At 60.6% G+C, this 23,107-nt stretch carries 25 protein-coding genes; 19 read left to right on the top strand and 6 right to left on the bottom strand.

The features are described from left to right. Positions 1-44 precede the first annotated feature (44 nt). The 3 genes from dapB to ACFWW4_RS18005 all read left to right on the top strand — a co-directional run bounded on the left by dapB (position 45) and on the right by ACFWW4_RS18005 (position 1,964). On the top strand, positions 45-854 hold the full coding sequence (gene dapB, locus ACFWW4_RS18015) for a 4-hydroxy-tetrahydrodipicolinate reductase (protein WP_411892128.1): 810 nt from the start codon (positions 45-47) through the stop codon (positions 852-854). A 70-nt stretch (positions 855-924) separates the two neighbouring features. Next, positions 925-1,284: a dihydrodipicolinate reductase gene (locus tag ACFWW4_RS18010; protein WP_393932263.1), complete on the top strand. Its 360-nt coding sequence runs from the start codon at positions 925-927 to the stop codon at positions 1,282-1,284. Between the two features lie 38 nt (positions 1,285-1,322). Then, positions 1,323-1,964 carry a hypothetical protein gene (locus tag ACFWW4_RS18005; protein WP_411892127.1) on the top strand — a complete coding sequence of 214 codons (642 nt, stop codon included), beginning with the start codon at positions 1,323-1,325 and terminating at the stop codon, positions 1,962-1,964. A gap of 357 nt (positions 1,965-2,321) precedes the next feature. Here ACFWW4_RS18005 and ACFWW4_RS18000 read toward each other — a convergent pair whose 3' ends face one another. Further along, positions 2,322-3,077, bottom strand: a complete 756-nt coding sequence (locus ACFWW4_RS18000) for a GNAT family N-acetyltransferase (protein ID WP_411892126.1) — start codon at positions 3,075-3,077, stop codon at positions 2,322-2,324. Positions 3,078-3,361: 284 nt separating this feature from the next. On the opposite strand from ACFWW4_RS18000, the gene ACFWW4_RS17995 reads away from it, so the two are divergent. Together ACFWW4_RS17995 and ACFWW4_RS17990 are read left to right on the top strand one after the other, a co-directional pair. Beyond that, complete coding sequence (locus ACFWW4_RS17995) at positions 3,362-3,664, top strand: YjhX family toxin (RefSeq protein WP_411892138.1); 303 nt, start codon at positions 3,362-3,364, stop codon at positions 3,662-3,664. 13 nt (positions 3,665-3,677) lie between these two features. After that, on the top strand, positions 3,678-4,142 hold the full coding sequence (locus ACFWW4_RS17990; protein WP_411892125.1) for a GNAT family N-acetyltransferase: 465 nt from the start codon (positions 3,678-3,680) through the stop codon (positions 4,140-4,142). Positions 4,143-4,281: 139 nt separating this feature from the next. Here the strand turns inward: ACFWW4_RS17990 and ACFWW4_RS17985 are convergent, their stop codons facing one another. Together ACFWW4_RS17985 and ACFWW4_RS17980 are read right to left on the bottom strand one after the other, a co-directional pair. Beyond that, a complete protein-coding gene (locus tag ACFWW4_RS17985) occupies positions 4,282-4,545 on the bottom strand; it encodes a hypothetical protein (RefSeq protein ID WP_393932253.1) in 264 nt (87 codons plus the stop codon). Positions 4,546-4,572: 27 nt separating this feature from the next. Next, positions 4,573-4,749 carry a DUF1674 domain-containing protein gene (locus ACFWW4_RS17980; RefSeq protein WP_411892124.1) on the bottom strand — a complete coding sequence of 59 codons (177 nt, stop codon included), beginning with the start codon at positions 4,747-4,749 and terminating at the stop codon, positions 4,573-4,575. A 70-nt stretch (positions 4,750-4,819) separates the two neighbouring features. Between ACFWW4_RS17980 and ACFWW4_RS17975 the strand changes: the two genes are divergently transcribed. The 7 genes from ACFWW4_RS17975 to ACFWW4_RS17945 all read left to right on the top strand — a co-directional run bounded on the left by ACFWW4_RS17975 (position 4,820) and on the right by ACFWW4_RS17945 (position 13,511). Further along, the gene (locus tag ACFWW4_RS17975; RefSeq protein ID WP_411892123.1) at positions 4,820-6,088 is read left to right on the top strand and encodes an RsmB/NOP family class I SAM-dependent RNA methyltransferase; all 1,269 of its coding nucleotides are present in this window, start codon (positions 4,820-4,822) and stop codon (positions 6,086-6,088) included. A gap of 100 nt (positions 6,089-6,188) precedes the next feature. Next, entirely contained in the window at positions 6,189-7,895 is a 1,707-nt protein-coding gene (locus ACFWW4_RS17970; protein WP_411892137.1) for a heparinase II/III family protein, read from the top strand. Between the two features lie 15 nt (positions 7,896-7,910). Then, positions 7,911-9,500 (top strand): bifunctional phosphoribosylaminoimidazolecarboxamide formyltransferase/IMP cyclohydrolase, encoded by a 1,590-nt coding sequence (purH, locus tag ACFWW4_RS17965; RefSeq protein ID WP_411892122.1) that lies wholly within the window; start codon positions 7,911-7,913, stop codon positions 9,498-9,500. 10 nt (positions 9,501-9,510) lie between these two features. Continuing rightward, the gene (gene lspA / locus ACFWW4_RS17960) at positions 9,511-9,999 is read left to right on the top strand and encodes a signal peptidase II (protein WP_411892121.1); all 489 of its coding nucleotides are present in this window, start codon (positions 9,511-9,513) and stop codon (positions 9,997-9,999) included. Between the two features lie 54 nt (positions 10,000-10,053). Beyond that, positions 10,054-10,791, top strand: coding sequence for a DUF3035 domain-containing protein (locus ACFWW4_RS17955; RefSeq protein ID WP_411892120.1), 738 nt, complete (start codon positions 10,054-10,056; stop codon positions 10,789-10,791). 84 nt (positions 10,792-10,875) lie between these two features. Continuing rightward, entirely contained in the window at positions 10,876-12,207 is a 1,332-nt protein-coding gene (locus tag ACFWW4_RS17950; RefSeq protein WP_411892119.1) for a M16 family metallopeptidase, read from the top strand. After that, complete coding sequence (locus ACFWW4_RS17945) at positions 12,207-13,511, top strand: M16 family metallopeptidase (protein WP_411892118.1); 1,305 nt, start codon at positions 12,207-12,209, stop codon at positions 13,509-13,511. Before ACFWW4_RS17950 ends, ACFWW4_RS17945 begins: the two co-directional genes overlap by 1 nt. A 103-nt stretch (positions 13,512-13,614) precedes the next feature. Here the strand turns inward: ACFWW4_RS17945 and ACFWW4_RS17940 are convergent, their stop codons facing one another. The 3 genes from ACFWW4_RS17940 to ACFWW4_RS17930 form a co-directional block, all read right to left on the bottom strand. After that, complete coding sequence (locus ACFWW4_RS17940; RefSeq protein WP_411892117.1) at positions 13,615-14,619, bottom strand: NAD-dependent epimerase/dehydratase family protein; 1,005 nt, start codon at positions 14,617-14,619, stop codon at positions 13,615-13,617. A 72-nt stretch (positions 14,620-14,691) separates the two neighbouring features. Continuing rightward, entirely contained in the window at positions 14,692-15,174 is a 483-nt protein-coding gene (locus tag ACFWW4_RS17935; protein WP_411892116.1) for an SRPBCC domain-containing protein, read from the bottom strand. Then, complete coding sequence (locus ACFWW4_RS17930; RefSeq protein WP_411892115.1) at positions 15,171-15,494, bottom strand: ArsR/SmtB family transcription factor; 324 nt, start codon at positions 15,492-15,494, stop codon at positions 15,171-15,173. Before ACFWW4_RS17930 ends, ACFWW4_RS17935 begins: the two co-directional genes overlap by 4 nt. 117 nt (positions 15,495-15,611) lie before the next feature. Here ACFWW4_RS17930 and mutL point away from each other — a divergent pair, with 117 nt between their 5' ends. The 7 genes from mutL (at position 15,612) to ACFWW4_RS17895 (ending at position 23,106) form a co-directional block, all read left to right on the top strand. Beyond that, positions 15,612-17,423 (top strand): DNA mismatch repair endonuclease MutL, encoded by a 1,812-nt coding sequence (gene mutL, locus ACFWW4_RS17925; protein ID WP_411892114.1) that lies wholly within the window; start codon positions 15,612-15,614, stop codon positions 17,421-17,423. Next, positions 17,420-18,658, top strand: a complete 1,239-nt coding sequence (locus ACFWW4_RS17920) for a DNA recombination protein RmuC (protein WP_411892113.1) — start codon at positions 17,420-17,422, stop codon at positions 18,656-18,658. Before mutL ends, ACFWW4_RS17920 begins: the two co-directional genes overlap by 4 nt. A 60-nt stretch (positions 18,659-18,718) precedes the next feature. Further along, entirely contained in the window at positions 18,719-19,264 is a 546-nt protein-coding gene (locus ACFWW4_RS17915) for a hypothetical protein (protein WP_411892112.1), read from the top strand. 99 nt (positions 19,265-19,363) lie between these two features. Then, positions 19,364-20,224 carry a 3-mercaptopyruvate sulfurtransferase gene (gene sseA / locus ACFWW4_RS17910; protein ID WP_411892111.1) on the top strand — a complete coding sequence of 287 codons (861 nt, stop codon included), beginning with the start codon at positions 19,364-19,366 and terminating at the stop codon, positions 20,222-20,224. Further along, the gene (locus ACFWW4_RS17905) at positions 20,224-21,408 is read left to right on the top strand and encodes an aromatic amino acid transaminase (RefSeq protein WP_411892110.1); all 1,185 of its coding nucleotides are present in this window, start codon (positions 20,224-20,226) and stop codon (positions 21,406-21,408) included. The genes sseA and ACFWW4_RS17905 overlap by 1 nt, the downstream gene beginning before the upstream one ends. A gap of 64 nt (positions 21,409-21,472) precedes the next feature. Then, positions 21,473-22,030 (top strand): hypothetical protein, encoded by a 558-nt coding sequence (locus ACFWW4_RS17900; RefSeq protein ID WP_393932223.1) that lies wholly within the window; start codon positions 21,473-21,475, stop codon positions 22,028-22,030. Between the two features lie 119 nt (positions 22,031-22,149). Next, complete coding sequence (locus ACFWW4_RS17895) at positions 22,150-23,106, top strand: L-malyl-CoA/beta-methylmalyl-CoA lyase (protein ID WP_411892109.1); 957 nt, start codon at positions 22,150-22,152, stop codon at positions 23,104-23,106. Position 23,107: the final 1 nt, after the last annotated feature.

Here is a 23,107-nt window from a genome sequence, read left to right as displayed (position 1 = left end):
GCAAACCCCCGCTAAGAACGTCGCGGAAGTGAAAGGACAGTCCCATGACAGATTTACCCGGCATCGTGATCACTGGCGGATCAGGCAGAATGGGGCAGATGCTGATCAAATCGGTGCTGGCATCCGACAAATGCAGGCTGGTTGGCGTGCTGGAACGGCCGGGGCACGGTTGGATCGGGCAGGATGTCGGCACCATGATGGGCGGTCAGCCTGCGGGCCTGCATGTGACCGATGACGCGGTTGAGGTCTTTGCCAAGGCGCAGGCGGTGATTGATTTTACCTCGCCCGCCGCAAGCGTCGATTTTGCAGGGCTCGCCGCGCAGGCGCGTGCGGTGCATGTGATCGGCACAACTGGCCTGACCGAGGCCGATTTGAAAGCCATCAACGCTGCCGCCCGTCACGCGGTAATCGTGCGGGCCGGGAATATGTCTCTTGGGGTCAACTTACTGGTGCAATTGACAAAAAAGGTGGCCGCCGCATTGGACGAGGATTTCGATATCGAGGTGATCGAGGCGCATCATCACCACAAGGTCGACGCCCCGTCCGGCACTGCCCTGATGCTGGGTGAGGCTGCCGCCGAAGGCCGTGGCGTCGCCCTGAAGGACGTGCGCGACAGCGGGCGCGATGGCATCACTGGCGCCCGCAGACGTGGCGATATCGGGTTCACCGCAATCCGCGCGGGCGACATCGTGGGCGAACATGACGTGCTGTTTGCCGCCCCCGGCGAAAGGATCGTGCTGCGGCATATGGCAACCGACAGGTCCATCTTTGCGCGCGGGGCGTTGAAGGCTGCATTATGGGGGCAAGACAAGGCGCCGGGTGAGTATGACATGATGGATGTGCTGGGCCTTTAGCCGCTCACGGATTGAACCAAAACGGGGGTTGGCGCGTATATAAGGTAATCTTGGACAACGGAGGTGCCCTATGAAACGGCTCGTTCTTGCTCTTACCCTTGCGCTTTCGGCGGCCCCTGCGGCAGCCGACAGCTATGTGCCCGTCGCCGATCAAACGACGTTTCTGTCGTTGGTCGATGGGAAACTGCTGCGAAACCGCCTGTATGGCGTGCGCCTTAACGTTTTGAATAATGGGCAGATTCAGGGATCTGCGATCGGCTGGGATATCGTCGGGACCTGGTCCTGGCAGGATGGCTATTTCTGCCGTGAACTGGCCTGGGGCGGTGACCCGATCCCGTATAACTGCCAATTGGTCGAGGTGCGCGGCGACAGCATTCGCTTTACTGTCGATCAGGGCGCAGGCGATTCCGCCTCTTTCCGCATTCAATAATTCGCGCATCCTGAAAAACCTGTGATAAGCTGCGACTTATGTGGCGGCTTGTCTTTATGTTCCTGCCCATGGCGGCGCAGGCCTGCGACCGACCGGTTTGCGAGGTCGGGGCAGAGACTGTTGCGTTTGCCCGTATCGTCACCTTTGACGATCAGGCAAGCGGCTACGGCCCGGGCCGACCTGCGCCGGATGTGATCCGCATGGATGGCGTGTCATTTGGTGAACATTTCGCTGGGCAAACGCTTGACCGGGTGGATGATTTCGACCGGGTGACCGGGCGGGCGCTGGAGCCGCTGACAATCAGGCCCGGCGTAACATCCCAGAATCTCACGATAATCAGGTTGGCTGATACCAATGTACTGAGCGGCTATGGCCCCACCGGATACCCCAATCATTCCGCCACCGGCGAAGGGGCGATTGCGGTGATGTTCGATGAGGGTCAGCCTGGTATCGGTTTCGATCTGCGCGGCGGTGAGGGTGGCTATGCGACAGTGGTTTTCCTTAACCGTGGGGGCGAGGTGATTGACACGCATTTGGTCGGACCGCTGGCCGAAATCTCCTATGCGTTCCGGCGGCAAGGCGATCAGCGCGACATCGCAGGTGTGGTGATCACCAACGAAGACCCTGATGGGATCGCGCTGGATCAGGTGGCGTTCGAGGCGTTCGAGCAGCTTAGCTGAGCAACGTTCGGTGGGGTGCGCGCGGTGCCCGATGCGCGTTTTCACGAATCATGGTTAATTCGCAGGTTTTGCGGCGTTTTGCGCGGTCGGCATCGCGTCGGACTTGCGTCGGCAAAACGTCGGACCCCTGACGGACAATTGCGTCAGTAACGGACCGCGCGGTGCAAAAGTGAAGGCGGCGTTAACCTTTGATGCGGTTTCGGGCGGCGGGTGGATGGGCCCGTGATGTCCGTTGCCATCGTCGCAGAACGAAGCCGCGCATCTGGTACGACAGGGGCCGCTTTGGTTCCTGATTGGAATGTCCGGTATGGGCCACGGCATGCGATGTTCAGCGCGGCGAACGAAGCAGACACTGGATCAATCCGGGATACTAATCTCAACAAGCCGATGCTCGGAAACGAAGCCTGCCTTCTCCAGTGCGGCCTTCGATGCAAGATTGGTTTCAGCGCATCCACAAATCGGCCTCTTCCCCTCACTTTCCAGAAGGTTCGCGAGATCAGAGACAATCAGACTGGCGAACCCTCTATTGCGCTGATCAGGTCGTGTGACCATTCCGATATCGAAAACGTCGCCTGAGCCGTCAATCGGTATCATGACCCCGCTTCCGACCATTTGCCCTTCGTTGAACGCGATCCAAAGGCCACCTGACCGAAAGATTTGCGCGACTTCATCCTTGCTGTCATAGAAATCGCGTCCGGTCTTCCATGCATCGGGCAGATCGATCGCCCTCGCCCTTTCCAAGTGGAAAGTATCACTTTTGGTCAGAATAACCGGGTTGCGTTTGCGAAATAGAAATCCGGTTTCAACAAAAGCCCAACCGAGTTTTTGGGCGGCATTAATCAGCACACGATCAAATGACTTGCAAAGAACCTTCCTGAAAGGTCGCTGCCGGATAAGGTTGGACAGGTGGAGGTGCGCTTTGGTGCTGTCCAATGCGTAGAACTCTACAAGAGTGTCTCCATGAAAGATGGCATATCCATTGCCGGGAGAGTCCCAGACTTCACCTGTCCTGACGAGTTCCTCAAGGAACCACTCCTGCGGCTCTGGCAGGGATGCCAGGTACTGGCTCCGCAGTGAAATGGGCAAGTTCGCAACTCGCAAAAAAGTGCTCATTTGCAATCGTAGCGTCTACGGGTTGGCACCTGCAACATGTCGGTAATGGGTTCACACCAGACATTGGGCAGGACTGCACCTTTCTGTTGATGTCTGCTTGCCCGGATAAAACCGACCTTGTTGGTTGTTCGATTAAAGCCCGCTTGCTGAAACGCGCACCAATCGCTACACGGTTCCCAGGTTGGCGCTGGTGCCGACCAATGGAGATTTTATGTCTACGATTGCGGCCCGCCGCTAAGGTCCTTTAACCTGGACCAGCTTGAATCAAAAGACTTCCGAGCGTGATGCCGGAAGCCTTTGCGGCTGACATAAAGTCTAGAGACAATCCATTGAATATCTCAAAACACGAACAGCGTGTTTTGCACGTTCTGGCGCAGGGTGGAGCGATCCACTTTGAGCGCATGAAGAACGGCAAAGTGCGCGACGTTTCCTGCTTCACGCGCGAAGGCCATCTGCTGGCCGATTGCTCGCTAGAGCTTTTCGATCGCCTGAAGAAACGGCGATTCATCAAATCCGTGAACGGACGACCCTACCGCGCCACAAGGCTCGGCATCCGTTCCGTGAACCCTCAATACGACAACCGATAAGGACACTAAGATCATGACAAATCCGATCATCAAACCCACAACGTCAGATGACGTCGCAGGGCTCATGGCCGTGCTTAATGGAACCGAGCTTTTCCCTAGCGATATGCTCCCCGACATGCTGGCGCCCGCCTTGGCAGGTGAGACAGAGGCCTTCTGGCTTACCTGCCACCATGGCGGCCAAGCGGTTGGCCTGTGCTACACGGTTCCAGAAGAGTTAGCGGACGGAACCTGGAACATGCTCGCCCTTGCAGTGCGTCCTGACTTGCAAGGCAATGGTCTTGGTGCTGCACTTGTCAGCGCGGCGGAACAGCACCTGAAAGACAATGGGCAGCGCGTTTTGATCGTAGAGACGTCCGGCACCGAAGGCTTCGCACTCACGCGCAAGTTCTATGCCCAAATTGGCTATGAGGAAGAGGCGCGCATCCGCGATTTCTGGGCTGACGGAGATGACAAGGTAATCTTCCGAAAGGCTCTCTGACGAAAGTGCCCTCCGCCATCTCATCGGCGGAGGGCATCCTATTGCCGCCGTTCGTCCACTCTGCAGTTCTTGTCACTTTGGGCTCGGACCGGACATCGCGCCTGATATTGTCCTTTACGGCCGCCGTCGCGGCCCTGCCCTAGCTTGCCGCCTCTGCGATCACTTCGTCGAAGAATGTGCAGACGGTGCTGATATCCGCCCCGCTTTGGATGGCTGTCATCAGCTCTTCGATTTCGCCTGATAGCACCTGCACGCGGTCGGGGTCTTTGGCGCCGATGGTTTGCAGTGCGACGCTGACTTCGCCTGATTTGGTCTGGATCGCCTCAGGCGTGCAGGCGTTCTGGGCCTGGGCTGTGGTGGCCAGACCAAGGGTCGCGGCGCAGATGATGGCAAGGTATTTCATGCTCGTGTTCCTTTTCTTGACCGGCCCTCAGAAATCGATGGCCAGTCCCTTTTTTTCCCAGTCACCATAGCGTACCGGTTCCGGTCCGTCACGCCCACCCAGTTCGGGGGGCAGTTTTTCCGTGTCGGCCTTTTTGCGCCGTTCCTCGGCCTCGGCAAGCGCACGCTGTGCGGCGGCGGGCAGTTTGCTGGTGTCGTCACTCATGGGGCCGTATCCTTGTGGGTGCCATGGCTTTGATATACCCCGCGCGCATACGCCTTCAAGGGACATGTTCATGCGTCAAACCGGTCTGCCTGCCCGCCGTGCCGCCCATCACCTGCTGATGCAGATCACCGGCGAGGGCCGTTTGATGGCCGAATTGGTGGCTGCCGGGGCGCTGGCCGAACTGCCGCCGGAGGATCGCGCCCGTGCCCAGCGTCTGGCGTCCGATGCCTTGCGCGGGCTGGACCGGGCGGATCGGATGTTGAAGCCCTATTTGAAGAAAGCGCCCCCGCCCCATGTGATGAATGCGTTGCGTTTGGGTGTGATCGAGCTGTGTTCAGGCGAGGCCGCGCATGGTGTCGTCAACGCCTATGTGGAGATCGTGGCCCGCAACAAGCGCACCCAGTCGATGAAGGGTCTGGCCAATGCGGTGCTGCGCAAGGTGGCCGATGAAGGGCCGGATGGGTGGGCCGCGCGTCCGGTGCCGCTGACGCCAGGCTGGTTGCGCCAACCGCTGGTGGCGGCCTGGGGCCGCGAGGCTGTGACTGCAATGGAGGCGGCACATTTCGCCGGTGCCCCGCTTGATCTGACCGCGAAGGACGACCCGCAAGCCGTGGCCGATGCCACAGGGGGAGCGGTGTTGCGGACAGGGTCAGTGCGGCTTTCGGGGGGCCACCAGGTCTCAACCCTGCCCGGTTATGACAGCGGGGACTGGTGGGTGCAGGATGCTGCCGCGGCGATCCCTGTGAAACTGCTGGGGGATGTGGCCGGTCTAACCGTGCTTGACCTTTGCGCCGCACCGGGCGGCAAGACATTGCAGCTGGCAGCGGGCGGTGCCGACGTAATGGCCGTCGATCTGTCAGAGCGTCGGATGGCGCGGGTGGCGAAAAACCTGGCCCGTGTCGGGCTGGCCGCGAAGACGGTTATCGCCGATGCGTTTGCGTTTGATCAGGGCGGTTTTGATGCGGTTCTGCTGGATGCCCCCTGTTCGGCGACGGGGACGATTCGTCGCCATCCTGATTTGCCTTATGCCAAGGACGGGTCGGAATTCGGTGCGCTGATTGATCAGCAGGAGCGCCTGATCGATCATGCCCTGACCTTGTTGAAACCCGGCGGGCGGCTGGTGTTTTGCACCTGTTCGCTGCTGCCCGACGAAGGCGAGGTGCAGGTGGAAGATGCGCTGACCCGTCATCCCGGCCTGACGGTTGCGCCTATTGAGGTGCAGGGCGTCGAACCGGAATGGAGAACCGAAGAGGGCGGATTGCGCCTGCGTCCCGACTATTGGACCGATCTGGGCGGTATGGACGGGTTTTATATGGCGGTTCTGACAAAGCCTGCGTGACAGGTCCGTTAACCTTTCCTATGGTTTGCGCAAAAGCGCGACGCGAGGCAGCAGGACTTTGGCACAATCCACCACATGGCGTGCCCGCCGGATCAGTTTCATGCACCGTGTGCATGCCAGGCGGGCGGCCCGCACCGCCCCTGCCACTGCGTTTGTCTCGGCCCCCGAACCGCGCACCATCGGCAGTGTGGCCCGTGGCCGCCAACTGATTGCGGGCAATTTCCTGTTTTCGGGGTTGTTGGTCGAAGGCCCGCAAATGTCGATCTGGGATATTGCCAGCCCGGCTGACGCCGTCGCGGCAGAGGTGCAGGGCTGCGCCTGGCTGGATGATCTGGCCGCTGTCGGCACGGATCGCGCCCGCAAGAAGGCACAGACCTGGGTGTTTGACTGGATCGCCCGCTATGGCAAGGGCACGGGCCCCGGCTGGACCCCTGATCTGGTCGGTCGCCGCCTGATCCGCTGGATCAATCACGGGTTTTTCCTACTGCACAAGCAGGACAAGGATGCCAGCGACCAGTTTTTCCGCAGTCTGGGTCAACAACTGGTGTTCCTGTCCCGCCGCTGGTCGGTCACCCCGCCCGGTCTATCCCGGTTCGAGGCGCTGGCGGGCACAATCTATGCCGGGTTGTCGCTTGAAGGGATGGGGCCGCATGTGGACCGCGCGGTGGCAGCCCTTGCCGCGGATTGCGCCGAACAGATCGATCCTGACGGGGCCATTGCAAGCCGCAACCCAGAGGAATTGCTGGAAATCCTCAGCCTGTTGAACTGGACCTTGCAGGCCTTGTCCGAAACTGGTCGCCGTGTCCCTCCCGCAATGCTGGAGGCGGTTGAACGCATCGCCCCGACATTGCGCGCCTTGCGTCATGCCGATGGCGGCTTGGCCCGGTTCCATGGTGGCGGGCGCGGTCTGGATGGCCGTCTGGACGAGGCATTGGCCGCGTCCGGTATCAAGACCCTGCCCGAACCGGGGCTGCATATGGGATATCTGCGCATGACCGGCGGGCGCAGCACGGTCATCGTGGATGCCGCCCCGCCGCCGACCGGCCCGGCATCTGCCAATGCCCATGCCAGCACGCTGGCGTTTGAACTGACATCGGGCCGCCGCCCCTTGATCGTCAATTGCGGATCGGGGGCCCGGTTTGGCGATGAATGGCGCCGCGCCAGCCGCGCCACACCCAGCCACGCCACGCTGGGGATTGAGGGCGTGTCTTCGTCACATCTGGCGCGTGGGTCGAAACTTGGCACGGTCGAGGAATACCTGTCTGACGTGCCGGGTGACGTGCGCTGCAAACCCGCTGACGCCGATGGGTCGCGCCAGCATGAATTGTCCCATGACGGTTATCGCGCGTCCCACGGTCTGACCCATGCCCGCCTGCTGGACCTGTCTGTTGATGGCCGCACGCTGGAGGGCGAAGACCTGCTGGTCGCGCTGAACCCGGAGGATGAGGCGCTGTTCGACGCGGCACTTGATACGACCAGCCTACAGGGTATCGCGTTTTCGATCCGGTTTCATCTGGACCCGGATGTGCAGGCCAGCCTTGATATGGGCGACCGGGCCGTGGCCCTGACCCTGAAATCGGGGGAAACCTGGGTGTTTCGGCATGATGGTGCCGCCGCATTGTCCCTTGCCCCGTCGGTTTATCTGCAAAATGGCCGTCTGAAGCCCCGTGCGACACAACAGGTGGTTTTATCCGGGCGCGCGATGGCCTATGCGACGCGCATCCGCTGGTCGCTGGCCAAGACGCAGGACACCCCCGATGTTGTCCGCGATCTGGTGCAGGCCGATCCGGTGGACCTGACTGACTAAGCCTTTGGGGATGACATGACCGACCTTGCACCACTGCGCCGCGCGCTGCTTTCTGTATCTGACAAGACCGGGCTGGTTGATCTGGCCCGCGCGTTGGCTGACCGGGGGGTGGAACTGCTGTCGACCGGCGGGTCGGCGCAAGCGATCCGCGATGCGGGGCTGGAGGTGCGCGATGTGGCTGATGTCACAGGCTTCCCCGAGATGATGGATGGCCGGGTCAAGACGCTGCATCCAGTGGTCCATGGCGGGTTGCTGGCCCGCCGCGATCTGGACAGCCATGTGGATGCGATGGTCGAACACAATATCGGTCCGATCGATTTGCTGGTGGTGAATCTGTACCCGTTTGAGGAAACCGTCGCGAAGGGCGCCGATTTCGCCACCTGTATTGAGAATATCGACATTGGCGGCCCTGCGATGATCCGGTCTGCCGCCAAGAACCATGTCTTTGTCACGGTCGTCACGGATGTCGCGGATTATGAGGCTGTATTGGCCGAACTGGACGCAAATGACGGGCAGACTTCGCTGGCGCTGCGCGAGCGGTTAGCGCAGACCGCCTATGCCCGCACCGCTGCCTATGACACAGCCGTCAGCACCTGGATGGCCGGTGCGATTGGTGAGGAGACGCCGCGCCGCCGGTCCTTTGCCGGGACGTTCAAACAGACCATGCGGTATGGTGAAAACAGCCATCAAAAGGCCGCGTTTTATACGGACGGCACCAACCGCCCCGGTGTGGCGACGGCAGTGCAGCATCAGGGCAAAGAATTGTCCTACAACAACATCAACGACACCGATGCCGCGTTTGAACTGGTGGCGGAGTTTGACTCGGCTGACGGCCCTGCCGTGGCGATCATCAAACATGCGAACCCTTGTGGGGTGGCGCGCGGTGCAACGCTGGTTGAGGCCTATCGGAATGCCTTTGACTGCGACCGCACCAGCGCCTTTGGCGGGATTGTCGCGCTGAACCAGTCTTTGGATGAAGAGACGGCCAAGGCGATTGTCGAGATTTTTACCGAGGTCGTGATTGCCCCCGGCGCGTCCGATGCCGCTAAGGCGGTATTTGCCGCCAAGAAGAACCTGCGATTGCTGACGACCGACGGACTGCCTGATCCGAAGGCCCCAATCACCACCTATCGTCAGGTGGCCGGTGGCATGTTGGTGCAGGACAAGGATACTGGCTATGTGGGCATGGATGATCTGAAGGTGGTGACGAAGGTTGCCCCGACCGATGCGCAGATGACCGACCTGCTGTTTGCATGGAAGGTGGCGAAACATGTGAAATCCAACGCGATTGTCTATGTGAAGGACAAGGCGACGGTGGGTGTGGGGGCCGGGCAGATGTCGCGGCTTGATTCAGCCCTGATCGCGGCGAAGAAGGCAGAGCGTATGGCAGAGGCGATGAGCCTGCCCCAGCCGCTGACTATCGGGTCGGCCGTGGCGTCGGATGCGTTTTTCCCTTTTGCCGATGGGCTGATGGAAGCCGCCGCCGCCGGGGCGACTTGTGTGATTCAGCCCGGCGGGTCGATGCGCGATGATGAGGTGATTGCGGCAGCCGATGAGGCCGGGATAGCCATGGTGTTTACCGGCATGCGGCATTTCCGGCACTAGGGGGCAGATGATGCGTATCGTATTCTGGACCGGCTTCTGGGTCTTTCTGTTGGATCAGGCCAGTAAGTTTTTTGTCGTCCACTGGCTGGGCCTGATCAACGACCCGGACGGGGTGATCGAAGTTTGGCCGCCATTCCTGGAATTCCGCATGGCCTGGAACCGCGGCGTCAATTTCGGCCTGTTTGCCGATTTCGATATGCGCTGGGTGCTGATTGCAGTGGCGCTGATCATCTCGGCCTGTGTGATCTGGTGGCTGAACCGGACGGGCGGGTCGAAATGGGTTTATATCTCGGCCGGGTTTTTGATTGGCGGGGCCTTGGGCAATGTGATTGACCGCATCCTCTACGGCGCTGTTGCGGATTTTCTGAACATGTCCTGTTGCGGGATCAACAACCCTTATGCGTTCAACGTCGCCGATATTGCGATTTTTATCGGCGCAATCGGGCTGGCGTTTCTGGCCGATGACGGCAAGGCGAAATCGGGAAAGAAGAAGGCGTGACCTCCTCCCGCCCATCAGCTAAACAGACGCCACGAGTTTGAAGGAACCCATTTCATGCGCGCGATCATGCTTTCCGTTCTGGCCCTTGCCCTGATGACTGCCTGTGGCAACACGGATCGCCCGTTGCGCGATCTACGGTCGTCTGGCGGCGGTCCTGATGAATTTGCGGTGATCCCGCAGCGCCCGCTGGTGATCCCCCAGACGCTGACCCTGCCGGAGCCGACGCCCGGCGGCACCAATCTGGCCGACCCGAACCCGAATGCCGATGCGATTGCCGCCCTTGGTGGCAATGCCGCGGCCCAGCGCGCGGGCGGTGTGCCTGCAGGTGATGCGGCTCTTGTGGCGCAGGCCAGCCGTTATGGTGTTGATCCGGCGGTACGCGCCCAGTTGGCGGCCGAGGACGAGGCATTCCGCCAGCGCCGCAGCCGGACCAATGTATTCAACCCCTTGGGCCGCGATCGTTATTTCCCGGCCTATGCGCGGCAGGCGCTGGATGCCCGCGCCGAACTTTCCCGCCTACGCGGTCTGGGCATCGCGGTGCCGACACCTGTAATTGCGCAGCCGCAACCAGAAGCCCGGACACCGGTTGCACCGCAGCAGACCGGAACGACCGAAGCCGAGGCAGAGCCAGGGCTGTTGCAGCGCACGTTGAACCCGGTGATCGAGCGTATCTTGGGGCGTGATGGGCCCGCGCAGGATGCAAGCAGTCCGCAGAACTGCGTCTTTACAACCGCTGGCCCGGGCAATGAATTGCGCCGTGTCTGCACACCGGTAGAGCCTGACGCCGAATAACCCCACCTCACATCCGCGTAGGGTCTCTTGAACACCGGCCCATCCGGCGTAGTTACGTGGGCAGGACGAACAAAAGGGATGCCCATGACACGCTTGATTGCCGCTTTGGCCTTTGTGATGACCGCGTTCAGCGCGCAGGCCGCCGAGGTGACCGCCTTTACCCTTGATAACGGCATGGAGGTTGTGGTGATCGAGGATCATCGCGCCCCTGCCGTGACGCATATGGTCTGGTACCGGGTTGGATCCGCCGATGAACCGGTTGGCGCGTCCGGCGTCGCCCATTTTCTGGAACATCTGCTGTTCAAGGCGACCGATGTTCTGGAATCAGGCGAGTTTTCCGCCACTGTTGCTGCCAATGGCGGCAGCGACAATGCGTTTACCAGCTATGATTACACCGCCTATTTCCAGCGCATCGCCGCCGACCGGCTGGAACTGATGATGCAGATGGAAAGCAACCGGATGAATAATCTACGCATCACGGCAGATGATATCGAGACTGAGCGGAATGTAGTGCTGGAGGAACGCAATCAGCGCACCGAAAATAACCCCAACGCCCTTGCCCGCGAGCAATTCCGAGCGGCCCTTTATCAGAACCACCGTTATGGCGTGCCCATCATCGGATGGAAACACGAGATGGAGCAGTTGGATCTGCAGGACGCGCTGGATTTCTATGACCTGTATTACTCGCCCAATAACGCCATTCTCGTAGTCGCTGGCGATGTGCAGCCTGATGAGGTCCGGGCGCTGGCCGAGCAATATTACGGTGTGATCCCGGCAGAGGATCAGTTGCCCGAGCGTGTCCGTCCCGAAGAACCCCCGCAGCGGGCCGAGCGCCGGATCACCTATGTCGATCCGCGTGTCAGTCAGCCTTATATTACCCGCAGCTATCTGGCCCCGGAACGTGACCCCGGTGCGCAGGAAGAGGCCGCAGCGCTTGTCTATCTGGCGGAGTTGTTGGGGGGCTCATCATTCACGTCTGATCTGGGCCGTGCCCTGCAGTTCGATACCCAAACGGCGATCTATACCAACGCCTCTTACAATGGCGACTGGCTGGATGACGCCACATTTTCGGTGACGGTGGTCCCGACTGCAGGCGTGTCTCTGTCAGAGGCCGAGGCGGCCATGGACGATGTCATTGCTGCCTTCATGGAGAACGATATTGATGCCGCCCGGATGGACAGTATCCGCACGCAGCTGCGCGCGTCCGAGGTTTATGCGTTGGATGACGTGGGCAGTCTGGCCCGCCGCTATGGCGCGGCCCTGACCCAAAGCCTGACCATCGAAGACGTGCAGGCCTGGCCGGATATCCTGCAATCTGTGACCGAAGACCAGATCAAGGCGGCCGCCGCCAAAGTGTTCAACCGCGATCAGGCGGTCACCGGCTGGGTCATTGGAAATGAAGAGGAGGCACGCTGATGCTGCGTATTCTGTTGGCATTGTGCCTGTTTGCCACCACCGTACAGGCCGAGATTAACATCGAAGAGGTCACATCCCCCGGCGGGATCAATGCCTGGGTAGTTGAGGAACCGAGCATTCCGTTCGTGTCGATTGAAATCCGATTCCGGGGCAGCGCATCGCTGGACCTGCCGGGCAAGCGGGGTGCGACCAACCTGATGACCGGCCTGATTGAGGAAGGATCGGGCGAGATGACCGCGCAGGAATTCCAGACCGCGCGGGAGGCATTGGCGGCCCGGTTCAGTTTCCGCGCCTTTGACGACACGCTGTCGATTTCGGCCAGTGTTCTGACCGAAAACCGGGACGAGGCGCTGGCGCTGCTGCGGCAGGCCCTGACCGATCCGACATTCGAGCAGGATGCGCTGGACCGGGTGCGCGCGCAGGTCTTGTCGGGCATCGCGAGTGCCGAAAAGGATCCCAATGATATTGCTGGCATGGCGTTTGATGCCGCCGCCTTTGGCGATCATCCCTATGGCAGCAGCATTGATGGTACGGTCGAAACCGTCAACGCCCTGACCCGCGAGGATATGTTCGAAGCGCACCGCAACGCCCTGACCCGCGACCGCGTGTTCGTGTCGGTGGTGGGCGATATCACCGCCGATCAGGTTGGCCCGATGCTGGATGATCTGCTGGGCGATCTGCCTGCAGAGGGTCCGCCCCTGCCCGGCGATGTCGCCTTTGGATTGGATGGCGGGATCACGGTGGTTGAATTCGATACCCCGCAATCTGTCGCCTATTTTGGGCATGCCGGAATTAAGCGTGACGATCCGGATTTCTTTGCCGCCTATATCATGAACCAGGTGCTGGGTGCCGGTGGGTTTGAATCCCGCTTGATGACGGAGGTGCGCGAAAAGCGCGGCCTGACCTATGGTATCCGCAGTTATCTGGTGCCGAAGTTTCATTCTGAAATGGTGTTCGGGTCGGTTGCATCCTCCAACGCGACGATTGCAGAGGCTATTGAAGTGATCCGTGCGGAATGGGCGCGTATGGCCGAAGAGGGCCTGACACCGGAAGAGTTGGAGACCGCCAAGACCTATCTGACGGGCGAGTATCCGCTGCGCTTTGACGGCAATAGCGAAATTGCCAAGATCATGGTGGGGATGCAGATGATCGGGCTGCCGCCGGATTATGTGATCAACCGCAATGATTATATCGAGGCGGTGACGCTGGAAGATGTGAACCGGGTGGCGGCGGAATTGCTGAAGCCCGAGGAGCTGCATTTTGTGGTGGTGGGCAAACCGGTGGGGCTGGATAGTACCAATTGAGGCTGACGTCGAGGTCCCGGGTCAGGCCCGGGACGGCGTTGCATTGTGGCGGCACGGTCGCCTGAGGAATAACTCGCCCCGGATCTGATCCGGGGCCTCATGATCAAGGCTCTAACGCCTTCAGCACCATCTGTTCGGCCTCTGCCGACATCCCGCATTTGAGGGGGGTGTCCCGCTGGGCGTGGTCCCATTGCAGCGTTCTCTGGATCGTCTCGCGAAGCGGTCGGCAGGTCAGACCGGCGGCCCGTGCGCTGCCCGTGCTGACATTCAGCATATGCCTGGCCGTTGGTTTATCCGGAACGATCAGGGGCAGGTCGGCCCATGGTGCGAGTCCCGCATCGGTGAAGGTTTTGAGTGGTGTCCATTTCAGGTCCGGCTTGCCTTTGGTTTCAGCGATGATTGCGTCCAGCATCGCCTGAAACGTGATGGGTTTGCCGGTCAGGTTGAAGGTGCCACCCTTGCCGCGTTCGGCCAGATGCAGCATGAATTGCGCGGCGTCTTCGACGTCGATCAGTTGAATGGGTCGCTTTGGTGGGTCCGGCACCGGCAGCGCCCCGCCCCTGTCGCAGCGCCTGATCCACCATGTGAAACGGTCGGTGTAGTCGCCGGGCCCGACGATCAGCCCCAGCCGGATCAGCGTGGCCTTGTCGCCAAATCCGGCGATGGCTGCGTCTTCGCAGGATCGTTTGAGCGGGCCATAGGCCGCGCCGTAAGGTTCTGCTGTTCCACGCAACGCGGGGTCCACATCTGCGGCCTCTTCGCGCTGCTCGCTGGTCGCCGCCGATGCTGACGCTATTTCGTCCAAGCCCGGTTCCGACAGGTCGTCATAGACCGAGATGGAGGAGACAAAGACATGGTGCACGTTGCCGACCGCATGGGCCAGGGTGCTGACCATGTCGGGCGCGTAGCCGCAGGTGTCGATCACCGCGTCGAATTGGCCTTGCAGATCGGGCAGTTCCTGCGTGCGGTCCGCGATGAGCGTGGCGGCACCGTCCGCGACGCCCTTGCCGCTGCGCGTCATGACGGTGACATCATGCCCTGCCGTGATTGCAGCCCGCGCGGTTGCCCCGCCCAGAAACCCGGTGCCACCGACGATCAGAATACGCATCTTCGCCTCCCTTTATGTAAGTTATCACTTACATAAAGGGAGGCCAGAGTTCAAGCGGGAGGGTTCGGGGGGCTATCCGGCATCAACCGCCAACAGCAATGGATCAATGCGGGCATAGCTGGCTTCCATGCCATCCTCCATCCCGGTTTCCAGCATGGCAGCGCGCGTCTCGGCATCGGGCAGGGTCATGCGCAAGGTCAGCAGCGTGCCGGACCCATCGGGGGCGAAGGTTGTTTCGATGTGGTTGTCCGGCGTGGGGTCGGGCAGGTGCATCCGTTCGACATGGACAATCCGCTTGCCGGGATCGAGTACCTGATATTCACCGGTCAGGGAAAACCCGCCATCACCGCCATCGGACCAGGCAAAGCGTATTTTGCCGCCCGGCTTGGGGTCTGACTGGCAATCCGTCACGACCCAACCGTCGGGCCCCAGCATCCACTGTCGCAACAGTTCCGGTTCCACATGCGCGCGATAGACATCCGCCGGGCTGGCCGCGAAACGGCGGGTGACGATCACATGCTGGTCGCCTTCGGTTGTGAGGGTCAGTCTGGTCATGTCGCGTCTCCTTTCGGTAGGTTGGCAAGCACCTGATCCAACCGGTCGTAATTGGCGGCATAGGTCCGGCGCATCATATTCGCCCAAGCCTCGATCTGTTCGAGACCGTCTGGGGCAAGGCGGCACGGACGTTTGGTTCCGTCGATCCGTCGCGTGATCAGCCCGGCCTCTTGCAGGATTTTCAGATGCCGCGAGATGGCGGGCTGGGACATATCGAAGGGTGCAGTAAGTTCGTTCACCGTCTTTTCGCCTGTCGCAAGCGCGCTCAGAAGTGCAAGGCGTGTCGGGTCGGCGAGGGCTGCGAATTTGTCGGGTGTCATATGTATAACGATTCCTTTATATAACTGATATATTATCTAAGGATATTGATCAAGGCGTGCTGTGGTGGCCCGACAAACCCTCTCGCAGAATCGCCGCACCATGCTATAAGTTGTGGCATGGCTATTGCAGACCCCCAGATACAGCCGCGCCCGGTGATCCGGCAGCTGGATGACGCCGCAATCAACCGGATTGCGGCGGGTGAGGTGCTGGAGCGTCCAGCCTCTGCCGTGAAGGAACTGGTCGAGAATGCGATTGATGCAGGGGCGACGCGCATTGAGGTGGTGATCGCGGATGGAGGCAAGACGCTGATCCGTGTCACCGATGATGGTTGCGGGATGGCGGCGGCTGATCTGCCGCTGGCCCTGTCGCGCCATGCCACGTCAAAGATTGACGGGTCGGACCTGCTGAACATCAATTCTTTCGGGTTCCGGGGCGAGGCGTTGCCGTCGCTCGGCGCTGTCGGTCGACTGACGATCACCAGCCGTGTGCCGGGGGATGGGGCGCATAGCATTGCCGTGTCCGGCGGCCGGATGAGCGATGTGCGCCCTGCGGCCCTGACCAGTGGCACGGTGGTTGAGCTGCGCGATATGTTCTACGCCACCCCCGCCCGGCTGAAATTCCTGCGCACGGACCGGGCCGAGGCGCAGGCGGTCGGTGATGTGGTCAAACGTCTGGCGATGGCAGAGCCGTTTGTGACGTTCATTTTGCGCGATGCATCGGGTGGCGATCAGCGCACGATCTTTCGGGCTGACGCCGAAACCGGTGATCTGTTCGATGCGCTGCATGGGCGGTTGCGGTCGGTGCTGGGCCGCGATTTTGCGGAGAATGCGCTGCCGATTGATGCGGAGCGCGATGGGTTTCACCTGACCGGCTATGCCGCCCTGCCCACCTATTCGCGCGGGGCGGCGGTGGCGCAGTTTCTGTTCGTGAACGGTCGTCCCGTGCGCGACAAGATGCTGCTGGGCGCGTTGCGTGCCGCCTATATGGATGTGCTGTCGCGTGACCGGCATCCGGTGGCGGCCTTGTTCGTGGATTGCGATCCAACGCTGGTGGATGTGAATGTGCATCCGGCGAAATCAGAGGTCCGGTTCCGCGATCCCGGTACAGTGCGCGGGCTGATCGTGTCGGGGCTGCGTCATGCGCTGGCAGAGGCGGGGCACCGAGCATCCACCACGGTCGCCAATGCCACGCTGGGCGCGATTACGCCCGAGCCCGCAAGCCCGCGCGTCTATCAGATGGACCGCCCCAGTTTCAGCGCCCGGTCGATGACGTTTCAGGCGCAGGCCCCCGGATTTCATGAGGCGCCATCGGCGCGGATCGAACCTGTGGTGGAGGATGAACCGGATCATCTACCATTGGGTGCCGCCCGCGCGCAGGTGCACGAAAACTACATCATCGCGCAGACCGAAACCGGCATTGTCATTGTCGACCAGCATGCGGCGCATGAGCGGCTGGTTTACGAGAAGCTGAAGGCCCAGATGGCAGAAAACGGCGTCGCGGCACAGGCCCTGCTGATCCCCGAGATTGTAGAGATGACGGAAAGCGAGGCCGCGCAACTGCTGGAGATTGCCGATGATCTGGCGCGGCTGGGTCTGATGCTGGAACCCTTTGGGGGCGGCGCGATTGCGGTACGCGAAACACCGGCCATTCTGGGCGAAGTGAATGCCGAAGCGATGCTGCGCGATATTCTGGACGAATTGGCCGATCAGGGGGACAGCGCATCGGTGCAGGCCCGGATCGAGGCGATCCTCAGCCGGGTCGCCTGTCATGGCTCCATCCGGTCGGGTCGCCGGATGCAGGGGGCCGAGATGAACGCGCTGCTGCGCGAGATGGAGGCGACGCCGCTATCGGGCCAGTGCAACCACGGGCGGCCCACCTATGTGGAACTGAAACTGGCCGATATCGAGCGGCTGTTCGGGCGCACATGATCCAGATTGGCGACCAGACCTACGCCTTTGACGACCCGCTGGTGATCGGGGGGCTGATTGGCGCGGCCATCGTTCTGCTGTTCCTGATCCTGCTGATCATCACGGTCCGCCGCGCGGGTAAATCAACGCAGGCGGTTGAATATGTGGCCGGGCAAGTGGGGCGGCTGACACAGGATATCGGCGTGCTGAACCAAGGGCAGCATACGCTGGCAGGCAGTATCAAGACGGTCAGTGAACAAACCGCCAGCGGGCAGGCGCAGGTCTTGCAGAATATGGAACAACGGCTGGCCGAGGTGCGCCAGCAGATGACGGATCAGCTGCACGAAAGCCAGCGGCGGTCGACCCTCGCGCTGACCGAAATGCAGGAACGGATGAAGGAAAGCCTGACAGGGTCTTCCGAAAAGACGACCAAAAGCCTGACCGAGTTGCAGGAGCGGCTGGCGACCATCGACAAGGCCCAGACTAATATCGAGAAACTGTCAGGCGACGTGCTGTCGCTGCAGGATATCCTGTCAAACAAGCAGCGGCGGGGGATGTTCGGGGAAATCCAACTGACCGATATCGTGTCCAAGGCGCTGCCTGCGGACAGCTATGCATTGCAGGCGACCCTGTCCAATAACCGGCGGGCGGATTGCCTTGTGCATCTGCCCAACCCGCCGGGGCCGATTGTGATCGACGCCAAGTTCCCGTTCGAGGCTTATGAAAGCTATGCCGCTGCCGATACGCCGCAATTGCAGCAGGTGGCCCTGCGTGATCTGGGCAATGCAGTGCGCAAGCACATCAAGGATATCAGCGAACGCTATATCATCGAGGGCGAGACGGCGGATGGCGCGATCATGTTCCTGCCGTCAGAGGCGGTCTATGCCGAGTTGCACGCCCGCCTGCCAGAGGTGGTGCGCGCCGGTTTTGACGCGCGTGTGTGGATCGTATCGCCGACGACCTGCATGGCCACCCTGAACACGATGCGGGCGATCCTGAAGGATGCGCGGATGCGCGAACAGGCCGGTGAGATCCGCAAGGCGCTGCGTCTGTTGCACCGCGATGTGGAGATCATCGGCGAAAAGGCCGGCAAGCTGGAAATACATCTGCGGCAGGCCGGTGATGATGTGTCCGGCGTGCTGACCGCCGCGACACGGGCCGGCAAACGGGCGGACCGGCTGGACAATTTCGATTTCGAGGAACTGGCGCCAGAGCCTGAGGATAAAGTGGTGCCGCTGGTACCAACGAAGCCCTAGGCAAAGTTGAAAAAATCGTCATTTTTTGTTAGGCTCGCCGCATTTGATAAAGCGATTTGAATGATGTGTGAAGCCTATCGCCGCCTCTTGCGCACCCCCATGGCCATTTTTCGCGAGATAAACCCCAACCGGACCAACAACCCCGCTATCTGCCCTGAAACGGCGGATGTGCTGGGGGATTTTCTGGACTCTGACGATGTGCGGCCAATCCGCACCCGATCAAATTCAGCGACATTCCATATCTCCGCCAGCGGGCGCTGGCAACCGGTGTCCTATGGCCGGATTGGGCGTGATCTGACCAATTGCAGCCATGACGTGATCGAAAGCACCCGTCACGGTGAGCAGCGCTATCCCAACCACTATTTCATTGTCTTTCGCGTCGATAACCGGATCCATATCGCCGATGCCTTTACCCATGAACTGATGGACAGCATGGATGATTATGCCCGCGCCGCCGAATTTGACCCGGCCGACATGCGCGACCCGGAAAAATGGACATTTCGTAGGATGGCAGGCCGCCGCTATGACGTCACTATCCGCGATCCGCTGGCCGGGCTGGAAGATATGGGTGATGATCCGATCGCCGGTGCCGAAGCCGGGCTTTGACGCCGTTCTCGGTGGCTCTATCCTGTCCTTCTGATCTTGCCACGCCAGCTTGTGCGGGATACCCATGCACCCAATCGCACCAAGGGGATTGCAAGGCCGATGTCTGCTGCTGATGATCCAAAAACGCTTGTCGGGACCGATTGGCTGGCGGCCCACCTCAAGGACCCTGATCTGCGGATCTTTGATGCGTCCTGGTATCTGCCAGACATGCAGCGCGACCCCAAGGCCGAGTATGAAAAGGCGCATATCCCCGGTGCCCGTTTCTTTGATATCGATGAAATCAGCGACCTGCGGTCCGAGCTACCCCATATGGCCCCCCCAGTAGAGAAATTCATGTCGCGCATGCGGGCGATGGGTGTCGGCGACGGGCATCAGGTGGTGGTCTATGACGGGATGGGCCTGTTTTCAGCCGCCCGTGTCTGGTGGCTGTTCCGCCTGATGGGACAGACCAATATCGCCGTGCTGGATGGCGGCCTGCCCAAATGGATCGCCGATGGCCACAAGACGACCACCGTTCCCCCTACAATCCGCGACCGCCACATGACCGTGCAGCGCCGGGATGATCTGGTCCGTGATGTGACCGAAGTGGCCCGCGCCGCCAAGCTGGGCGATCATGAGATTATCGATGCCCGTTCGCCCGCCCGGTTCAGGGGCGAGGCTGATGAACCCCGCGAGGGGATGCGCAAGGGTCATATCCCCGGATCGAAGAATGTGCATTATCAGGATTTGCTGAACGCGGATGGCACGATGAAGCCACCCACCGCCTTGCGCACCGTATTCATGGATGCGGGTGTTGATCTGCGCAAACCCGCCATTACCACATGCGGGTCGGGCGTGACTGCCGCGATCCTCGCCCTTGCGCTGGAACGGATCGGCAAGACCGATTATTCGCTTTACGACGGCTCATGGTCCGAATGGGGCATGTATGCCGACCTTCCTATTGCTACCGGAGCCGCCTGATGCTGGAACACCTGCAACCGCTACCCGCCGACAAGATCCTCGCCCTTGTGGCCGCGTTTCGCGAAGACCCGCGCGACGACAAGATCGACCTTGGCGTCGGTGTCTACAAGGACGCGTCGGGCAACACGCCGGTCATGCGCGCGGTGAAAGAGGCAGAGCGCCGTATTCTGGCCGACCAGACGACCAAGGCCTATACCGGTCTGGCTGGTGATCCGGCCTATGGCGCGGCGATGCGTGATCTGGTGCTGGCTGACAGCGTGGCTTCAGAACGGGTTGCCGCAGTCGCCACCCCTGGCGGGACAGGTGCGATCCGGCAGGCGCTGGAACTGATCAGGATGGCCGCCCCCGATGCCACCGTCTGGTTGTCCAATCCCACATGGCCAAACCATCCGTCAATCATCAAGTATCTCGGCATGAAGATGGCCGAATATACCTATTTCGACAGCGCCACCCGCGAAGTGGATTTCGCTGGCATGATGGCCGACCTCGATCAGATTGCCGCCGGTGACGTGGTGCTGCTGCATGGCTGTTGTCATAACCCCACCGGGGCGAACCTGACCGCTGATCAGATGGCACAGGTGATCACGCTGATGCAGAACAAAGGGGCCGTTCCCCTGATCGACATCGCATACCAGGGCTTTGGCGACGGGTTGGATGAGGATGCCAAGATCACGCGCCAGATTGCATCCGCGTTTGACAATTGTCTGATTGCGGCCAGCTGTTCCAAGAATTTTGGCATCTATCGCGAGCGCACCGGCATTCTGATGGCCGTGGCAAAGGACAGTGCCCAGCAGGGATTGGCCCAACAGACATTGGCCTATCTGAACCGCCAGAGTTATTCCTTTCCTCCTGATCACGGGGCGCGGGTGGTCACAACCATTCTGAATGATCCTGAGCTGCGTGCCGATTGGGAGGCCGAGTTGGAGGAAACCCGCATGGGCATGCTGGTTCTGCGCCAGCAATTGGCGGACGAGTTGAAGCGACTGACCAATTCGGACCGGTTTGATTTTCTGGCCCATCACCGTGGCATGTTCAGCCGGTTGGGCACGACCCCCGAACTGGTTGAGAAACTGCGGGCGGAGCATGGCATTTATATGGTGGGCGACAGCCGGATGAATATCGCGGGGCTGAATGCGCAGACCGTGCCCATCCTTGCCAAGGCAATTGTTGCCGTTGGCGTGTGAAAACGTATCTCGACAGGTCCCTGCCGCGCCCTTAGGTTTCCCGCAAAGGTTGAGAGGTAGAGACATGAATTTGGGTGACGCAATCCATGAAACCTCGATGCGGCACTGGACCGTGACAGGTGGCAATCGCATCGTCAAAGTCGTCAGCCCCACGGCAGATTTGGGGCTGCAGCAATACGGAACCGCCATGGGCTACGTCACACAGGAAAAATACCTGTTTGGCAAAAATTCGCGCGAGATCGAAAAGCTGCTTGGTGTGCGCCCGAATGAATTTGCGGTCATGTGCCATGTCTATGCATTGGCCCGCGTGCCAACACCGGATGAGGTCGAATTCAAGTTTTCAACCGCCTTCCCCGATGGCAAAGTCTTTGAGGCGGAACAGCACGATCAGATGATGACGGCCCGCGAAGATTTTGCTGCCGGTACAAACTTGTATGACCGCTCCATGACACCGGTTGCCCAGTATTATCCGCCGGGCTCAAACATGGTCCCACAATGGAAACTGGTCAAAGCCGTACCACTTGGCGGGCGCATTGCAACGGTCACGCCGCAATTCGCCTATCCACGTGCGAACGGATCGATCAAACCCTACACACCCCATAATCGGGGTGAGATCAAATAGGCATTGCTGCAATGCAGCTATGATTTTCTGCGGACGCTAAATCTGACTTGCGCCTGATGGCGCAATAATCTAATCCCCAATACGATTGATCGCGCAACTTTCGTACTCAAGGATAAGAGATGTCATTCCGCCTGCAACCTACACCCCCTGCCCGTCCGAACCGCTGCCAGTTGTTTGGCCCCGGATCGAACACCAAGCTGTTCGCGAAAATGGCGGCCAGTGCGGCGGATGTCATCAACCTTGATCTTGAGGACAGCGTGTCCCCGTCAGACAAGGACACGGCCCGCGCGAATGTCATTCAGGCGATCAATGAGGTGGACTGGAACACCAAATATCTGAGCGTGCGCATCAATGGGCTGGATACCCCCTACTGGTATCGCGATGTGGTGGAAGTGCTGGAACAGGCAGGCGACCGGCTGGATCAGATCATGATCCCCAAGGTGGGCTGCGCGGCCGATGTCTATGCGGTCGATGCGCTGGTGACGGCCATTGAAACGGCGAAGGGTCGGAAGAAACCGATCAGCTTTGAGGTCATCATCGAATCCGCCGCCGGCATCGCCCATGTGGAAGAGATTGCCGCCAGTTCACCCCGCATGGCGGCAATGAGCCTTGGGGCGGCGGATTTCGCCGCCTCCATGGGCATGCAAACCACGGGCATCGGCGGCACGCAAGAGCAGTATTACATGCTGCATGGTGAGACCCGGCACTATTCCGACCCGTGGCACTGGGCACAGACGGCCATCGTGGCGGCCTGCCGGACGCATGGTGTGTTGCCGGTGGACGGCCCGTTTGGTGATTTCAGCGATGATGAAGGCTATCGCGCGCAGGCCCGCCGTTCGGCGACGCTTGGGATGGTGGGTAAATGGGCGATCCACCCCAAGCAGATCGCCTTGGCCAATGAGGTGTTCACCCCATCAGACGAAGCGGTTGCCGAGGCCCGCGAAATTCTGGCCGCCATGGAAGAGGCAAAGGCACGGGGCGAGGGCGCCACGGTCTACAAAGGCCGCCTGGTGGATATTGCATCCATCAAGCAGGCCGAAGTGATTGTGCGCCAGTCCGAGATGATCGCGGGCTGAC

The sequence above is a fragment of the Yoonia sp. SDW83-1 genome (genome assembly GCF_046762885.1).
Classification (GTDB): domain Bacteria; phylum Pseudomonadota; class Alphaproteobacteria; order Rhodobacterales; family Rhodobacteraceae; genus Yoonia.
The sequence above is the reverse complement of the archived record's forward strand: the minus strand, read 5'-3'. Positions and strand labels throughout refer to the sequence as shown.

What these genes read in the sequence shown, in the direction of transcription:
- dapB (WP_411892128.1), top strand. Translation starts at nt 45, where the DNA reads ATGACAGATTTACCCGGCATCGTGATCACTGGCGGATCAGGCAGAATG.
- ACFWW4_RS18010 (WP_393932263.1), top strand. Translation starts at nt 925, where the DNA reads ATGAAACGGCTCGTTCTTGCTCTTACCCTTGCGCTTTCGGCGGCCCCT.
- ACFWW4_RS18005 (WP_411892127.1), top strand. Translation starts at nt 1,323, where the DNA reads ATGTGGCGGCTTGTCTTTATGTTCCTGCCCATGGCGGCGCAGGCCTGC.
- ACFWW4_RS18000 (WP_411892126.1), bottom strand. Translation starts at nt 3,077, where the DNA reads ATGAGCACTTTTTTGCGAGTTGCGAACTTGCCCATTTCACTGCGGAGC.
- ACFWW4_RS17995 (WP_411892138.1), top strand. Translation starts at nt 3,362, where the DNA reads ATGCCGGAAGCCTTTGCGGCTGACATAAAGTCTAGAGACAATCCATTG.
- ACFWW4_RS17990 (WP_411892125.1), top strand. Translation starts at nt 3,678, where the DNA reads ATGACAAATCCGATCATCAAACCCACAACGTCAGATGACGTCGCAGGG.
- ACFWW4_RS17985 (WP_393932253.1), bottom strand. Translation starts at nt 4,545, where the DNA reads ATGAAATACCTTGCCATCATCTGCGCCGCGACCCTTGGTCTGGCCACC.
- ACFWW4_RS17980 (WP_411892124.1), bottom strand. Translation starts at nt 4,749, where the DNA reads ATGAGTGACGACACCAGCAAACTGCCCGCCGCCGCACAGCGTGCGCTT.
- ACFWW4_RS17975 (WP_411892123.1), top strand. Translation starts at nt 4,820, where the DNA reads ATGCGTCAAACCGGTCTGCCTGCCCGCCGTGCCGCCCATCACCTGCTG.
- ACFWW4_RS17970 (WP_411892137.1), top strand. Translation starts at nt 6,189, where the DNA reads ATGCACCGTGTGCATGCCAGGCGGGCGGCCCGCACCGCCCCTGCCACT.
- purH (WP_411892122.1), top strand. Translation starts at nt 7,911, where the DNA reads ATGACCGACCTTGCACCACTGCGCCGCGCGCTGCTTTCTGTATCTGAC.
- lspA (WP_411892121.1), top strand. Translation starts at nt 9,511, where the DNA reads ATGCGTATCGTATTCTGGACCGGCTTCTGGGTCTTTCTGTTGGATCAG.
- ACFWW4_RS17955 (WP_411892120.1), top strand. Translation starts at nt 10,054, where the DNA reads ATGCGCGCGATCATGCTTTCCGTTCTGGCCCTTGCCCTGATGACTGCC.
- ACFWW4_RS17950 (WP_411892119.1), top strand. Translation starts at nt 10,876, where the DNA reads ATGACACGCTTGATTGCCGCTTTGGCCTTTGTGATGACCGCGTTCAGC.
- ACFWW4_RS17945 (WP_411892118.1), top strand. Translation starts at nt 12,207, where the DNA reads ATGCTGCGTATTCTGTTGGCATTGTGCCTGTTTGCCACCACCGTACAG.
- ACFWW4_RS17940 (WP_411892117.1), bottom strand. Translation starts at nt 14,619, where the DNA reads ATGCGTATTCTGATCGTCGGTGGCACCGGGTTTCTGGGCGGGGCAACC.
- ACFWW4_RS17935 (WP_411892116.1), bottom strand. Translation starts at nt 15,174, where the DNA reads ATGACCAGACTGACCCTCACAACCGAAGGCGACCAGCATGTGATCGTC.
- ACFWW4_RS17930 (WP_411892115.1), bottom strand. Translation starts at nt 15,494, where the DNA reads ATGACACCCGACAAATTCGCAGCCCTCGCCGACCCGACACGCCTTGCA.
- mutL (WP_411892114.1), top strand. Translation starts at nt 15,612, where the DNA reads ATGGCTATTGCAGACCCCCAGATACAGCCGCGCCCGGTGATCCGGCAG.
- ACFWW4_RS17920 (WP_411892113.1), top strand. Translation starts at nt 17,420, where the DNA reads ATGATCCAGATTGGCGACCAGACCTACGCCTTTGACGACCCGCTGGTG.
- ACFWW4_RS17915 (WP_411892112.1), top strand. Translation starts at nt 18,719, where the DNA reads ATGATGTGTGAAGCCTATCGCCGCCTCTTGCGCACCCCCATGGCCATT.
- sseA (WP_411892111.1), top strand. Translation starts at nt 19,364, where the DNA reads ATGTCTGCTGCTGATGATCCAAAAACGCTTGTCGGGACCGATTGGCTG.
- ACFWW4_RS17905 (WP_411892110.1), top strand. Translation starts at nt 20,224, where the DNA reads ATGCTGGAACACCTGCAACCGCTACCCGCCGACAAGATCCTCGCCCTT.
- ACFWW4_RS17900 (WP_393932223.1), top strand. Translation starts at nt 21,473, where the DNA reads ATGAATTTGGGTGACGCAATCCATGAAACCTCGATGCGGCACTGGACC.
- ACFWW4_RS17895 (WP_411892109.1), top strand. Translation starts at nt 22,150, where the DNA reads ATGTCATTCCGCCTGCAACCTACACCCCCTGCCCGTCCGAACCGCTGC.